This is a genomic window from Laceyella sediminis (assembly GCF_003003125.1).
Lineage (GTDB): Bacteria > Bacillota > Bacilli > Thermoactinomycetales > Thermoactinomycetaceae > Laceyella > Laceyella tengchongensis.
The window spans coordinates 68,234-83,771 of sequence record NZ_PVTZ01000015.1 but is presented as its reverse complement, the minus strand read 5'-3'; the positions used below and the strand labels follow the sequence as shown (position 1 = coordinate 83,771).

The window sequence follows — 15,538 nt, the reverse complement described above, 5'->3', positions numbered from 1 at the left end:
TGGCTATGCTGCTTTCGAGAGCAGGTAAGGGAGGTGGTTTTAAGTTTATATGGGTTGATATTCATCCATTAATTGTTTATATCCCTTTTATATACAAAAACCCTGCGATCAACAAAGTTGATTCGCAGGGTTTGTCAACATTCTCAAAGACTGCCTGGGGCAGTCTTATCTTTTTATCTTAAGAGGCAAAAACTTGCTGTAGTTCTTTAGAAAAATTAATTCACAATTCCGGTTTGCTGATGATGAGCTCGGCGATATTCTTTTTCTCGGAATCTTCATTGTAATAATCATCACGGTACAAAAAGGCTACAACATCCGCGTCTTGCTCGATCAACCGGTTTACGTCCCATCAAAAACGTTTGATAATCGACGAATGGCTTTTTCACCAAATGCCCCCGCTTTCACGGTGTAAAGTATATTGAATTATCTACGGTATGAAATATGTTTTGTAAGAACTTTCCTACGTACATAGAGAAAAAAAATTACTGCCTGATGGCAGTGTCAATGGACGCTTTTTATTTCTTGTCATATCTACGATTTCTTCCGCCCACTTCCACCGAAATCACATAAGGACGAATACGTTCCATTATCCTTCTTGCGCCTACTTTATCCTCATATGTTTGTCCTTTATGGCTAATCCACGATAATGCCTGCTCCAATTCATCTAGGGTTAGATTAGAAGTGTAAATAGTAGGTAGTTGTTTTGAAACGCGATTTTGCAAAATCACGCTAAACACATTATCTCGTATCCAACTAGAATACGTTTCAGTGCCGATGTCGTCTAATATTAGTACAGGTATAGAGCTTAATAACTCTAGTTTTTTGCTAACTGTCGCACTTAGTTTGTTTCCTCGCATGGCTTCTGCAATCGCGTCCCGCATTTCGTTAACGAGAGACGGGGTATGCACCATGAGAACAGGTATCTCGCCATCAGCCAACGTATTGGCAATAGCTCCAGCAATGTGACTTTTCCCTACACCAAATGCCCCGTGCAGATATAGCCCACCTAGTTTGCTCCCCATAATCAGTTCATTACAGAATGTAATGGCAAGGTCAATTGCTTTCAGTCGATGGTTATCCATTTCTATTGTATTAAAAGTAGCTGTTTGTACATCTTTCGGTATAGCATGGCATTGAATGAGTGTTTTTCTATTTTGTTCAGCATAATCGTTTTTCAATTTCACACATTGATTCATAGTAATATCAATGTTTCCCATATATGCTTTAAGGGACGGGTAATGGCCACGCATCAAGTTAGGACACTGTTCAAGACCAGGGCACTCATTACAATTGTCTAGCTCACGAATGTACTGATTTAATTTGGACAAAAAGGGTCTGAGCTGTGATTGAGAAATTTCACCCTCGTTTTCTATTAAAAACTTAACCACATATGGATGTTTCGTTATAGCTTCAACCCGCTTATCAATTAATTTAGTGCTAAACTTGTTTTTAGTTAAAACGTTATTGATGCGCTTCATCGGCCTACGTCCCCCTTCCCGTCTGCCAACCTCTAGCTATTACACTCCGCACTCATATTTCTTCTGAACCATCTATCATTATTTCATTGGTGGAGACTAAATTTTGCGCGAACTTTCCAACAGTCTACTGGCAAAAAAATAACTGTCATTTAGACAGTTTACCGTATTGATTGATTTATACCGGTACAACGCTACTTTGTTGCATTATGTATTCGTGAAACTCTGTCAGTTCACGGTAACTACCGATTGGAACCAACAAGCGCGATTCTAAACCAATACGTACAAACATGCCATCTTCTTTCGCTTCTTCGTACGGATACTTGTCTAACAGCCAAAGCGCGTTTTCTACAAAATCGTTCACGTCTGAACCGAAACTGCAACCGCAATAAATCATACCGATTTTCCTGTTTTTCATCCGTTGAAATGCGTCTATGTTGCCGTTTCTTTTTTCCGTCATCATCCGAATGTAGAAATCAATTGCTTTAGGCGGAAAACCCAGAATATCACCTAAAAGCCTGTCTATTTCTCCCTTCGTAAACGAGATACGTTCTATTTCCGTTTGAAACCGTGCATAAACCGATTGATTTTGAAAAAAAAGATAAAATACATTCCCATTTAGCAGGTCATACGCTTTTTCATCTACGTAAGGGTATTTCGACAGTAGTAAATCTAATTTTTCTGTTGTGAATTTGGTGTGCGGGATTTCCAAAAACGCTGGCTTGTACCCTTTTAAGAAAGCGTCAACTGTTCGCAATTTGTTCGCTCCTTCATCGTATAGCATAGGTGTTAATACATATTCAATATTATATCGTTAATTCCTTTGTCAAAAAATAAGACTCCCGCATTTGCGGGAGTCTATTAACCTAACCATCGTACTCTTCGTAATCGCAATTATCGCAAACCAAGTAACCGTCTCTCGTTTTGGTCAATTCGCCTTCATAGCATCTCGGGCATTTCTTAGCCATACCGGTGTACCTCCTTTCTTTAAAGTCGGCAAATTCGGTAGCGCGAATATGATTTACTATTTTCTGTATATTATTATTATAGGTTATCCAAAATCGAATATCGATGGATTTTTCTTAATTTTACAAACAATTAGCTTTAGAGATAATTCCAAAGTTGGAGGGTTAACAATGACTACAGACACACCAGTCAAGAAATACACCTTAAATAATCCACTTAAAAAATGGGTTAGATGCAAACAAAATTATCATTACAAACCAGTATTCCGCAATCAATACTATCCGTTTATGGTAAATCCAGCGTAACGAACTATTAATAGCACTCCAAACATACGTGCTTTTATACACGCGTTTGTTCCTTTGTTATGAGCTCTAGTTTCCTTTGCTTCACTCGCTCTAGCCTGTCGAAGCCATACGGCTTGACTTCATAATGCTTCATAACGTCCCCCTCAATCATTCCGATTTTAAACGGCTCATCCTTAATGTAGTACCGTTCCCACAACCAAACGCTATTTTCTACTAAGTCATTAACGTGTCCATTACACCTGATACCAGAGTAGATGAAAGAAACTTTGTGTTTAAACAATTCTTCGTAGTCATCCATCCGTTTTTCTACCTCTTTCAAGTGTCGGCACTCCGCGAAATATTTCACCGCTAATGGTGGGTAACCTATGGTAACCCCTATAAGTTCGTGAAATTCTGGCGAAAGACGTTTTACTGTAGCTAGCTTCCTTAAAAAGTCTTCTTTCATTTGTTCCGTTTGAAAGAAAAGGAAAAACTCAGCTTCATCATGTAAATGAATGCCTTCTGTAACACATGGGTAATGTTTGTAAAGGTGGACAGTCTTTTGAAACGTGACATTGTTTGCACTCTGATATATCGCGGGCTTTAACCCCATTAAAAACACTTCGTAATCAAGTAATGGTTTCTTCATTACAAATACACTCCTTTCACCATTAATTAGTGTATACAATAAAAAATTGCGGCTACCTTCAAAGATAGCCACAATAAATCCGCATGAATACCGGCCTTTTACCAGCCATTTTGCACAAAAAAAAGAGACGGTTTCCGGGGCCGTCTCTACCAAAGGGGGTTTTCATCCTGTAATCATTTTAGATGAAAACCATTACAACCACGTTACAGAACAGTTACAAATAGATATGTCACAATTCCAACGATTGACCTGGTGCGAGAACATGGCCTTCGATTCCCTTCTCGGCGAGCTGCTTGATAAAGTGCTCCCCATCTTGCTCGATCAGCGGGAAGGTGTTATAGTGCATCGGAATTACCCGTTTGGCGCCAAGCCATTCCGCCGCCAAGAGGGCATCGTCCGGTCCCATGGTGAAATTGTCGCCGATGGGCAACATAGCCAGGTCGATCGGTTTGCGGCCAATCAGCTTCATGTCGGAGAAGAGAGCGGTATCTCCGGCATGGTAGATGGTGGTGCCATCCAGAGTGAGCACGAAGCCGGCCGCGGGTCCCATATAGACGATTTGATCGTCTGCTTCATAGCCTGAACCATGCAGGGCAAGCACCATTTTCACATGGCCAAACGGAAAGGCGTGCCCGCCGCCCAATGCCATACCATGCGCTTTGACGCCCTGTTTCCCCAGCCACACCGACAGTTCGTGCGCAGCGATAACGGTAGCGCCGGTGCGCTTGGCGATGGCCACCGTGTCCCCCACATGATCGCCGTGGCCATGGGTGACGAGAATATAATCGGGGTTGAGCTCCTCCGCCTTCACTTTGGCCTGTGGATTGCCAGTGATAAACGGATCGATCAACAAACGTGTGCCACGATGTTCGATTTCAAAGCATGAATGGCCGTGAAATGTTACTTTCATGCCATCGTCCCCTCCTCTAATCTTGTTACGCTTCTTCCACAATTCTTGCACCGGTGCGATGATGTTGCGTTTGATATCCGACAGGAAGATTTGGAAACGCCGGTCTGTTTCGAGGTATGCCCTCTAGGCCGGAACTCCCTGAATCGCCAAGCCCAGTGCCTGCATCTCCTCATGTTGCTTTGCAGTAGGTTCTTGTCCCTCCAGATCGCGGTCTTCATCTCCGCTCACATCTTATGTAAGATGCTTGGCATGTCCACGCCAGCCGATGGGCACCATCGTATGGATTGACCATGGGTTTCCATCTCCCTTGCCCATCGTAACACGATTTTCGCAATGGCGCCAAGTGACAAGCCGTGATTCGCCAAACGCACAAACACGAGTTGCCAAGCCTGTTTTATTCACTCCCGCATATTGGCCTACATACCATACATTAGTTAATTCAGGCGGAAGGGGATTACCATGGGGCTGGCAAAAGTTCAAATTCAGATACTACCCAATCAGCAGTTTCCCGAACACATCAATATCATGATGAGCGATCAATTGGCTAAAAAACTAAATATCCACACCGACATGCTATGGGTCTCTTTCGGCAGCTCCGTCACCACGGGTGTTATCGGTCGGCTGAGACGCGCCAACCACAAGGTTATCTTTATCAGCAGTTATTTGGCCAACAAATTGCTCCTGCCCGCGCAGCCACACACGGTTGTGCAATTTGACTCCCGTTCTCTCCGTTTGCGCCTCGCTCCGTTGTTCGGCATCTTAATCAGCAAAATCCCCCAAACGGATAACGACGAATTGTTCGGTCCGATCACCCGTTTCCTGGACGAATGCGATGCCGCCGCATTGAACCAGGGAATCAGAGTAGCCGTTGTGTTGGCAGACATGATCGATCCGGATCGTCGTGGAATCAAAGGGTGGATTAAAGCAAACAACCGTTGGCTGGCTGCCGCACTCCCGCTGCCTGATGTCATCTACAACCGCATCACTTCACGCAAGATCGAAGAAAAGGAATCCGTTCAAGCCAAATTGGCTCGCTTGAAACACCAGTTTCACATCCCCATCTTCAACGAACGGTTTCTCAACAAACTGGAAGTGTACCAGATCCTGTCCAAAGACGAGCGCATGCACCAGTACCTGCCAGAAACCTACACCTACCACACCGACAAATGCAGAGAGTTTCTTTCTCGCCATGCCGTCGTTTACCTAAAACCGACCAATGGCAGTCTGGGGCAGGGGATCATCCGCGTGGAGCAATCCGGCGGCGGACAATGGCTCTACCAATCGGCGACACCCAACGGCACGCTTTCCAAAACGGTGCCTTCCAAAAAAGAACTACTCCACCTCCTTGACAAAAAAATAAGAAAACAACCTTACATCATGCAACAAGGACTGAACTTGGTCAAACTCGGACGGCGGCAAGTCGACTTCCGCGTCCTCGCGCAGAAAAACATTCAGGGAAAATGGCGCATCACCTCTTCTGTCGGCCGCATCGCCAATGACCAACACATCGTTTCCAACTTGGCGCGAGGCGGCACCATTCGCAAGACTGGCGAATTGCTGAATGAATTGCCTTTGACCACCAAGCCCAGCATCAACGACATTCAGCACGCCGCCTTGTCGATCATCCACTCGTTTGAAGAGTGGGTCGGCGGGCATTACGCCGAATTGGGCATCGATCTCGGTATCGACACCAAAGGGAAAATATGGCTAATTGAGATCAACTCCAAACCCTCCAAAACGGACGACACGGTCATCAATCCCACCTCGCAAACAAGGCCTTCCGTCGCCAGGCTGATCGATTATGTGCAGTATCTTGTGTTGTACCGGCGCCATGCACATGCCCCTCCTTCACATGCGCCCCACTGGACATCACGAAGGAGGAAACATTAATGATGAAACAGACGTTAGGCATCATCGTGTGCCGGGAAACGGGCGTGAAGAAAACGCCTCCGTTTTACGAAACGCCTTATTTTATGCAACTCGCGCAAGAGGCCCGCAATTGGGGGATGGATATTTTCGTGTTCGTCCCGACGGACATCAGGTGGGATGAACGAACCGCGACTGGGTGGACCGTCCGGTTGGACGACACATGGGTCAAGACGGTCAGACCGCTCCCCAACTTGATATACGACCGTTGCTATTATCACAATTTACGAGAATACCATTTTTATAAACCTTATATCAAACGTCTGTGCTCTGACCCGAAGGTCCGCTTGCTCGGCACACCGCTAAAAGGGAAATTGCAAACATACGACATACTGAAACAAAACCCGGAGCTTCATCCTTTCCTGCCTCCCACCCGTTTGTACCAATCTCCGGCGGATGTGTTCGAATGTATCGCCAAATATCGTGGGGCTGTGACGAAGCCCAACGGTGGAAGCCATGGCCGGGGTGTCGCCGCGATCATCCCCGCTCAGGAAGGATATCTGGTGCGCGGCCGCGACCAACAGAACCTGATTGTGTCCCGCTATTTCAAGAACGATAGGGAACTGTCGAGTTGGCTGGACTCCTTCATCCGGCAGTCCCGTTACATCGTTCAGCCTTATCTTTCTTTATACACTTCCGATCGCCGTCCCTTTGACATTCGCATCTTGATTCAGAAAAACGAACATATGCAGTGGGAAGTCACCGGCATGGCCGTCCGCACTGGCAAACCGAAATCAATCACTTCCAACCTCCACGGTGGCGGGGAAGCGATAAACATCCAAAGTTTCTTGAAAACCCACTATGGACAGCAAGAGATGGATCTTATTCTTGCACAGTTGTACCAGATCAGCGAGACGGTACCACACACGATTGAAGCCCACCACGGAACATTGGTCGAATTGGGCTTAGACATCGGTATCGACCGGCTAGGCCGCATTTGGATTCTGGAAGTAAACTCCAAACCGGGCCGCACCATTTTTTTGAAAACAGGCGAGTTGCAACTTCGCCAGCGAGCTGTTCAACTTCCCATCCGCTATGCACGCGCTTTACTCGAGCAGTAGGAGGGTCACCATGAATTCAATCATGTGCAACGTCAAAATCTCAACCCAAGGGCTAAATCAAGCGATCGGCCTCAGCCAATCACTCATGGAGCGATGGGGTTGTACAAACGGGCAGTCCATCAAAGTGGAATTAGGAAATCGCACCATCATCACCCAAGCGCGCCGCATTCCCCATCGGGGCGAAAAAATTTTGATTTCCAGGGAAACCGCCAAATATTTGGCCCTCCCCTATTCAAATGAGTTTCGCGCGCGATATGAAAACCGCTCCCTCAAGCTGGGGCCTGTGATCGGCATTTTTACCACCAGTTTTTCAGGAAACGCGGATCAACCTTTTGGAAAGCGTTCACCCCTGTTTAAAGAGTTTATCAAGGCAGGGTTGGAAGAACATCCGATCATCTATGCATTCACCCCTGATCTGGTGGATTGGCAAAACCGCCTCATCTACGGTTGGCATATCGTCGGAAACAAGTGGAAACAAATCAAGGCTCCCTTCCCCGATGTCATCTATGAACGGATACCTAACCGAACCATCGAAGCGCGCGGTTATGTGCAAGCATGCCTGAACCGGTTCAAGAATGAATACAACTGCCCGATCTTCAACCAGGGCTTCTTTAACAAATGGAAAATTCACCAGTGGCTAAGCAGTCATCCACATACCGCAAACCTGGTGCCTGAAACGTATCTGTCCCCATCCATCTCCACCATCAAACAGATGTTGGATCGGCACCAAATGGTGTACCTCAAGCCGAGTGGCGGGAGCTTGGGTTTAGGGATCTTTCGCATCACCTACGATCCCGAATTCGGCTACTATTGCCGCTTCCGAGAGGGAGACCGCAATGTCCTGCACCGGTTCCGTTCCTTGCACAAATTGGTGCACCATTATTTTGCTAAAGAGCCGACCCGCTTTCAAAAATACATCGTACAACAAGGAATTCGCCTGATTAAGCACAAAGACCAACGACCCGTCGATTTTCGCGTCCATCTGCACAAAGACCGGTTTGGGGAATGGACCGTGGTTGCCATCGGCTCCAAAGCAGCCGGTCCAGGCAGCGTGACCACGCATGTGCGCACCGGCGGGAAAATCATCCCTACCGATCAGATTCTACGCGATGTGTTCCACGAGTATGCGCCAACCGTCGAAGCCGGGGTTAAGCAAGCGAGCATCACCATCGCAGAAACTTTGGAACAACACGTAAACGGTCCGCTCGGGGAGTTGGGCATGGACATGGGCGTCGACAAAAGCGGCCGAGTGTGGCTGTTTGAAGTGAATTCCAAACCGGGGCGCCACATTTTCCACCATCCCAGCTTAGTGCACGCCGGCCACCGCTCGGCGAAAATGGTCACCGAATACAGCCTGAACCTGACCAATTTCATCTAAAAAGGAGGAGGTATCGTGAACCCCCCACACAAACACAAACGCAAACGCACCACTGCAACATCGAAAAAAAAGAGGTCTTCGGTCTTTCCGGGCATGCTTGACGCCACGCTCAGCTATCAGCCTTCCCCCTCCTCCTCTGTTGACGAAAGCCGGGGAGGGGCGCAATTGGAGCGACTTTACCAAAGCAAGCAATCGTTGGGCCCATTTATCGCCATCTTGACCTCTGACGGGGGCAAACCATTCCAAGGAAACCACGCCAATTTTGCCGACCTGATCCGTACCGGGCGCAAAATGGGAATCACCGTCTATGTCTTGACCCCAAGCGGGTTGGCTTCCCGAACGGAAACCACCGTGACCGGCTATCTGCTAGATCCCACAGCCCCTGGGTTGAAGTGGATTCAGGCCAAACTGCCCATTCCCAACGTAGTTTACAATCGGGTGCCCAACCGGCGCGCTGAACAAAGCCCTGACATGCAAAAGGCGATGGAAACCATTTCCGGTATGCCCGGCGTCCACTTGTTTAACCCCCACTTTTTTGACAAGTGGACCCTCCATCAGCAACTTGCAGCGTCAGACACATTAAAAAAACTGGTTCCCTACACCTTGAAGTGGACACCCGACTTACAACTTGACGAACTGCTAAAAAAATATCCCCGCTTGTACTTAAAACAAGTGGACGGAAAAGCGGGGATCGGCATGATGCGCATATCCCGCATAAAAAAAGGGGTTGAACTCATTTACCAAGACAAAAAAGAGAAGATGCGAAAAACATTTACCAGTGTCGATGCATTGAACCAAACCGTTCAGCAGTTGACACAACAACTTCCCTATCTGATCCAACAAGGGATCCCCTTGGCAACTTTTGAAGGACGGCCGTTTGATGTGCGCATGTTGTTGCAAAAAAACAATCAGGGAGAGTGGGGGATGACCGGAGCCGGGGTTCGGGTCGCCGGACCGACGTCGATCTCCACTCATGTCCCGATGGGAGGACGCATTGAAAGTCTGCATCGGGTAATCGGGCATACCTTTAAGGAAAAAGCCCCTGAGATATTGAGCAAAATCAAAAAAACCGGTTTGGAGCTGGCCAAATACATCGAATCCAAACAATCCTCCGCCTTAGGGGAAATGTCAATCGATTTAGGTATCGAAGAAAACGGCACCCTCTGGTTTTTCGAAGCCAACGCCAAACCGATGAAATTCGACGAACCCGACATCCGCCGACTCTCGCTGTTGCGCATACTTGAATACGCACTTTACTTGAGTGGTTACCAATTGACAGGGGAGGCCATGAAAACATGCTCATCCGAAACTTGACCCCCCGGCAGTTGGCGGCCAATCTGCCAGCAGTGTTAAACTTTATGAAACGTTATGGCGACGGGCGCATCACTCATCGCGCGCTACGGTGGCTAAAACAGCTAAACACGGCAGCTCAGCCAGAAGGCACTTTTCTCGCGGTAGCGCTACACCAACGGAAACTGTCCGGGGTTATCGCCATCGGGCACTACGGCCTGCAAGAAGCCATCATCGCCGTACATCCCGACTTCCGGAAACAAGGGGTGGGCGAATCCTTAGTGCGACACACATTGGATCGAATAGGCAAACTTTATACTCGTGTCGCCTGTGACAACACTGCCAGTTTAAAGCTTTGCTTCCGTTGCGGGTTGGTCGCCTTCGACCTCTTCAAAGGGCCGACCGGAAAACCCACGTTATGGCTGGGTGGTGGGAACTTTGATCCGCAAGAAATAAAAAACAGCCCTTTGCCGTAAAATGGCAAAGGGCTGTTTGGCTATCCGATTTATTTGATTACGCGTTTGGCGGTAACATACGATTTTGCCAACCAATCCGTAGACAGGCTGTCGTAGCGCACGCCGCCTTTACCGTAGGTGTGGAGAATCTTGCCATCCCCGACATAGATGGCTACATGACCCACATTGGGCGCAGTATCTTTACGGGTGAAGAAGACCAGATCCCCTTTTTGTAATTGGGATTTGGATACCGTTTGACCGACTGTCGCCTGTTGGCGGGAAGAACGTGGCAAGGAAATACCGTGCTGCTTGTACACATATTGAACAAAAGAAGAACAATCAAACGTGGCGGTTTGTCCCGCTTTGGCACCAAATTCGTATGGTGTGCCCAAATACTTATGCCCTGTTTGAATGATTTTGTCTGCGAGTGCGAGTCGTTGTGCATCTTCATTTGATTGTTCTAGATTTGTTCCGGGCTTGTCCGTGGATTGGTTGCCCGCATTGGTATGATCCACGCCAGCTGGTACGACACGCTTCGCTGAAACAAAACCCCATTCCAACCATGGAGTGGACAATGAATCAAAGCGCACGCCACCCTTACCGTAGGTGTGCAACACTTTGTTGTTACCTGCGTAAATACCCACATGGGCGATTTTTCCGCCAGAAGAACGGAGTTTAAAGAAGAGGAGATCCCCTTTTTGCAGTTGGGACTTAGCTACACTCTTGCCGACCGTTGCCTGCTGACGGGATGAACGTGGCAAAGAGACGCCGTTTTGTTTGAACACATGTTGCACAAAAGAAGAGCAGTCAAAATACCGGGTGTCACCGGAACGCGCCCCGTACTTATATGGAGTGCCCAAATATTTTTGACCAGTCTGGATAATTTTGCCACCAAAAGTTTGAACATTCTGAGTTTCGTTGCTCGCGGCATTTGCTTTTTGAATGCCAATATTCACTAAAACATTTTGCCAAAAACCTTTTTCTCCCGTTTCTGTGACGACATTAGACGCACTAAACGGAACCGCAACCGAAAGCATGGTCGTTACCGCAAGTGTGCCTGTGACTTTGGTAAGATGTTTTTTGGTTAACATCGAATCCCCCTTGTCATATTTAAATTGGACAGGCTGTTACCCGCGAACGATCTCATGTTAACACAAAAGACAAATTTAGGATTATGCAATGATTTCCTTTTCAAAACCACAAGCAAAAGAAAAAGCCCTGGAGATTCCCTCCAGAGCTTGATCACGCTTGGCTTTTACACCGGTGCCCCACTTGTCACACAAACCTGCGCGTGCATTTTTTTCCATTGTAGCAAAAGACCACTTTTCGCCCTTCAACCACTGTTTCCAAATGAACGGAACGCCCCCAGCACGCATAAACATGCGGCAAGGTGTTCTCGAGATACTTCAAATCCAATTCAACCCCTTCATACCGGTGCACCAGATACAACTCCCCGTTTTGAAGGTAGTCACCATCCTGAACCACTATCACCGGATGCCCCCCGTTGATCCGGCTCATTACCAACTCATCCCGCACATGCTCCCAGTTTTTATCCGTGATCGTCCATTCGTTTCCTTGCCGCTGATACACGTATAGATCCAATTCTTCAACCAGTTCCTTGGTCAAATAATTGCGCAAAAAGGAGATATCCGACTCCAATTCCCGCACTTCGAACAGCTTTTCCCGCCCTTGGCCGGGCACCCTGCCTAATTCCCGCTGTTCTTCCTCCGTCGGATGGTTGTAGCGCTTCTCGATGTCCTCAAACATTTTCAAACCAAGGTAATACGGGTTGATCGACGTTTTGGACGGCATCAGGACGGAAGCGTTCAACTTGGCGAATTCAATCGTTTCCGCCTCATCCAAGTCCAATTCCCGCATGATGCGGATGTGCCAATATGAAGCCCAGCCCTCGTTCATGATCTTGGTCTCCAGCTGTGGCCAAAAATACAGCATCTCCTCCCGTAGCATCGTCATGATGTCTTGTTGCCAATCTTCCAAAATGCGACTGTGATGCATTAGGAACAACAGCAAATCCTTCTCCGGCTCCTCTGGAAAACGCTTTTTGCGGGGGAGAGGACGCGTTTCCTGTTGGACGTCGCGATCCAGCTTCCACAAGTCTTCATACAGGGAGGGCGGTTTACGTTTCGGCTCCGCCTCCGTTTTTCGCTCCGACCGCCGGTGGCCCCGTCTGGCATCGAGCAGGCTGGGATTGATGTGTTCTTGGATGGCTAAGACATGATCCAAGAAATCTTCCACCACGTCTTTGCCGTATTTCAATTCATAAAACCGAATCCGCTCCGCGCTCGCTGCCATGCTTTCCACCATGTCTCGCGAGGTATTTGAAAAGCGGCAATTGTTTTTAAAGAAGTCGCAGTGAGCCAGTACATGCGCCACAATCAGCTTGTTTTGAACTAAGCTGTTTCCTTTGAGCAAAAACGCGTAACACGGATTGGAGTTAATCACCAACTCATAGATTTTACTCAGGTTTAAATCGTATTGCAGTTTCATCTTGTGAAATGCTTTCCCGAAGCTCCAGTGGGAAAACCTGGTCGGCATGCCATACGCGCCAAATGTATAGATAATGTCTGCCGGACAGATTTCATATCGCATGGGATAAAAGTCCAAGCCAAACCCTTTGGCGATCTCCGTAATCTCAGCAATCGACCGCTCCAATGCTTTTCTATCCTGCATCAACGCTCATCCCCTTTCCAACAATCATCGTCTTAGCCGCCTTACGATCCAAGACGTCGGCAATGTCCGTTCATCCCATCAATTGCAAAATACGAATCTAAAGGCGGCGCACCCTCCCCTATATGTTTATATCTTTGCTTTTATCTATTAAATGCAATGGTGTGAGGATTGGTATATGCACTTGTGCTAGGGCGTGTCTGCTGAATCAAGTTGATAGGGAAGAAGCGGCGGAAAAACCTTTTCTCGAGGAGAGCCGATGCACAAGTGAAGCGAATGAGAAAATGGTTTTGGAGCCGCTGGCCTATTCATCAGACACGCTCTAGAGTAAACCGACGATGTGATGGAAAGAGGGAGGTGGGTGGAAAACCGGAAGTGCTACGATGAGGGGTGTACGGTCGTTCAATATAATTATACAGAATTTTCTATTAAAATTCAAGCGACCGCCCTTTCTCTCGCATATCCGCGACGGACACATTTGCCTCCGTCGTCATAAAATAAATTGACAATTTGATTTCGCGGAAGTTATACTGACTACGTTGAATAACTACATCTTTTTTTCTTATCTCTATTAGGTGAGGCTCCTGATCGGAGAGACGCTACTGCCCAAAAATGTCGAGAGACACCAATGGGTCAGCAGGAAAGATCGGAACGAAGGTCTTTTCTAACGTAGCTGGCTTAGCCTATGCCGTTCAGTGCCAAAGCTCAATGAGGGAGATAAGCAAAGCGAAGCTCATTTTTGCCATGGGCTTATTTGCCTTGCACCCCTCTTCCTAATGGAGTGGGTTTTTTTATTGTTTGAAAAAGGGGGGGACTGCATGAACAATGCCCTGCTGAAAAGCGAAATTGAACTAACGCTCAAAAGCCCGCTAGACACGGAGCGCTTGCTCGATCTATTGGATCAGCTCCAACCTTTCGACCTTGCGGAAGTGTTGCGGGAGTTGGATGAAGCGGACCGCTTGGAATTGATTACCCACTTGCCCTTAACGGACGCCGCAGAAGCCATTGAATACTTGGAGCCGGAATTGCAATACAGCCTCTTGAACCGCTTGTCCGATGACATCGCCTCGCCGCTGTTGAAACAGATGTCCAGTGACACGGTAGTAGACATGTTGCTTGCGGTGCATCCGTTGCAAGCGGAAAAAATGCTCCGCCTGCTTCCCGCCGATTATCGGGAACAGATCAACAACTTGATGAGCTACCCCGAGTACACCGCCGGAAGCTTGATGACGGTCGACTACATTTCAGCCCGTGCTTATTGGACTGGAGAACACACGATCAACCATATCCGCAAAGTCGGACACGAAGCGGAGATCGTCTCTTACATCTATGTCACTGGCACACGCGGGGAATTGATGGGCATCGTCTCCTTAAAAGAAATCATCCTTGCCCCACCACAGACGCACCTCATCGACATCGCCACCACGGAGTTTATTTCCGTGCCGGCCGAGATGGAGCAAGAAGAAGTAGCCCAAATCTTGTCACGCTATAACTTCTATGCCCTACCTGTCGTTGACCACCAACGGAGATTGATCGGTATCATCACTTACGATGACGTGGTAGATGTCATTCATGAAGAAGCCACCGAAGACATCCACAAGCTGGGCGGTAGCCAACCTTTGGATGAACCCTATTTCAAAACGTCCATTTTCAGCTTGTACAAGAAACGAATCGTCTGGCTGATGATCCTGTTTGTCGGAGGTGCTTATACCGCGACTGTGTTGGAGAGTTACCAAAGCACATTGGATCAAGTCGTCGCCCTTTCGTTTTTCATTCCATTGCTGATCGGCACCGGCGGCAACACCGGTTCTCAGATCGTGAGCACTCTGGTTCGAGCTCTTGGCATCGGCGAAGTCAAATTTGGCGACCTTTTTCGGGTGATGCGTAAGGAGATGTTGACCGGCCTGTTTTTGGGGCTTTCCCTCGGCGTGATCGGCCTCATCCGTGCCGCGATGATGGGTGTGGAAACGTCGATTGGCTATGTGGTGGCATTGTCCGCACTGTTTATCGTCTTATGGTCTTCCATCGTTTCCGCGATTTTGCCCTTGGTTCTCCACCGGCTCAAAATTGACCCGGCTGTCGTCTCGGGACCGCTGATCACCACGTTGGTTGATGGCACTGGCTTGATTATTTATCTCAGCATTGCCAAAGTGATTCTCAACATATGAAACTTAAACGAATTGAGGTTGATGAACCTTTGAGTACTGAGCAGAAGAGTAAGGCAGGTACCGCTTGACCTTTCCGATTGGACGGATAGGACGCAAGCCGTACCTGCCTTATCTGCGTTTAGGAAGCAATTTGCAAACTGTTTTACCTCTTAATTAAAAGGATAATTTTTTACTCTAAAGAAGGATTATTTAGAAATAACATAGAAATTCATTTTATATTCAGAATAATACATCACAAATAAATCCCCCTTAACACGCAATTCATCCATTCCAGTAATGACAACCATT

At 47.6% G+C, this 15,538-nt stretch carries 13 protein-coding genes, 1 pseudogene and 1 riboswitch; of the genes and pseudogenes, 7 read left to right on the top strand and 7 right to left on the bottom strand.

Going from position 1 to position 15,538, the window contains the following annotated elements; genetic code table 11:
- Positions 1-182 (top strand): hypothetical protein (locus tag CLV36_RS17550; RefSeq protein ID WP_219904921.1); only part of this gene is annotated, 182 nt, incomplete at its 5' end.
- On the opposite strand, the pseudogene CLV36_RS14925 reads toward CLV36_RS17550, so the two are convergent.
- From CLV36_RS14925 to CLV36_RS14905, 5 genes and pseudogenes are all read right to left on the bottom strand, one after another.
- Positions 166-331 (bottom strand): annotated as a pseudogene (locus CLV36_RS14925) (DnaB-like helicase C-terminal domain-containing protein); the annotation flags it as partial. The gene CLV36_RS17550 and the pseudogene CLV36_RS14925 overlap by 17 nt on opposite strands.
- A 184-nt stretch (positions 332-515) precedes the next feature.
- The gene (dnaI, locus tag CLV36_RS14920; protein ID WP_106343201.1) at positions 516-1,478 is read right to left on the bottom strand and encodes a primosomal protein DnaI; all 963 of its coding nucleotides are present in this window, start codon (positions 1,476-1,478) and stop codon (positions 516-518) included.
- Positions 1,479-1,653: 175 nt separating this feature from the next.
- Positions 1,654-2,232 carry a hypothetical protein gene (locus CLV36_RS14915; protein WP_106343200.1) on the bottom strand — a complete coding sequence of 193 codons (579 nt, stop codon included), beginning with the start codon at positions 2,230-2,232 and terminating at the stop codon, positions 1,654-1,656.
- Between the two features lie 548 nt (positions 2,233-2,780).
- Positions 2,781-3,374: a hypothetical protein gene (locus tag CLV36_RS14910; protein WP_106343199.1), complete on the bottom strand. Its 594-nt coding sequence runs from the start codon at positions 3,372-3,374 to the stop codon at positions 2,781-2,783.
- A gap of 229 nt (positions 3,375-3,603) precedes the next feature.
- Entirely contained in the window at positions 3,604-4,284 is a 681-nt protein-coding gene (locus CLV36_RS14905) for a metal-dependent hydrolase (RefSeq protein WP_106343198.1), read from the bottom strand.
- A 459-nt stretch (positions 4,285-4,743) separates the two neighbouring features.
- On the opposite strand from CLV36_RS14905, the gene CLV36_RS14900 reads away from it, so the two are divergent.
- From CLV36_RS14900 to CLV36_RS14880, 5 genes are read left to right on the top strand one after another with little or no spacing between them, the layout of a single operon-like run.
- Complete coding sequence (locus CLV36_RS14900) at positions 4,744-6,174, top strand: YheC/YheD family endospore coat-associated protein (protein WP_102991843.1); 1,431 nt, start codon at positions 4,744-4,746, stop codon at positions 6,172-6,174.
- The gene (locus CLV36_RS14895) at positions 6,174-7,271 is read left to right on the top strand and encodes a YheC/YheD family endospore coat-associated protein (protein WP_106343197.1); all 1,098 of its coding nucleotides are present in this window, start codon (positions 6,174-6,176) and stop codon (positions 7,269-7,271) included. The genes CLV36_RS14900 and CLV36_RS14895 overlap by 1 nt, the downstream gene beginning before the upstream one ends.
- Positions 7,272-7,281: 10 nt before the next feature.
- Complete coding sequence (locus CLV36_RS14890; RefSeq protein WP_181353093.1) at positions 7,282-8,649, top strand: YheC/YheD family endospore coat-associated protein; 1,368 nt, start codon at positions 7,282-7,284, stop codon at positions 8,647-8,649.
- Between the two features lie 15 nt (positions 8,650-8,664).
- Entirely contained in the window at positions 8,665-9,963 is a 1,299-nt protein-coding gene (locus tag CLV36_RS14885) for a YheC/YheD family endospore coat-associated protein (RefSeq protein WP_106343196.1), read from the top strand.
- The gene (locus tag CLV36_RS14880) at positions 9,945-10,415 is read left to right on the top strand and encodes a GNAT family N-acetyltransferase (protein WP_102991839.1); all 471 of its coding nucleotides are present in this window, start codon (positions 9,945-9,947) and stop codon (positions 10,413-10,415) included. The genes CLV36_RS14885 and CLV36_RS14880 overlap by 19 nt, the downstream gene beginning before the upstream one ends.
- A gap of 29 nt (positions 10,416-10,444) precedes the next feature.
- On the opposite strand, the gene CLV36_RS17740 is transcribed toward CLV36_RS14880, so the two are convergent.
- Entirely contained in the window at positions 10,445-11,485 is a 1,041-nt protein-coding gene (locus tag CLV36_RS17740; RefSeq protein ID WP_245888384.1) for a C40 family peptidase, read from the bottom strand.
- A 184-nt stretch (positions 11,486-11,669) separates the two neighbouring features.
- On the bottom strand, positions 11,670-13,085 hold the full coding sequence (locus tag CLV36_RS14865; protein WP_054096094.1) for a SpoVR family protein: 1,416 nt from the start codon (positions 13,083-13,085) through the stop codon (positions 11,670-11,672).
- A gap of 557 nt (positions 13,086-13,642) precedes the next feature.
- A riboswitch (M-box (ykoK) riboswitch) is annotated at positions 13,643-13,805 on the top strand.
- Between the two features lie 95 nt (positions 13,806-13,900).
- On the opposite strand from CLV36_RS14865, the gene mgtE reads away from it, so the two are divergent.
- Complete coding sequence (gene mgtE / locus CLV36_RS14860; protein ID WP_106343195.1) at positions 13,901-15,250, top strand: magnesium transporter; 1,350 nt, start codon at positions 13,901-13,903, stop codon at positions 15,248-15,250.
- The last annotated feature ends 288 nt before the right edge of the window (positions 15,251-15,538 follow it).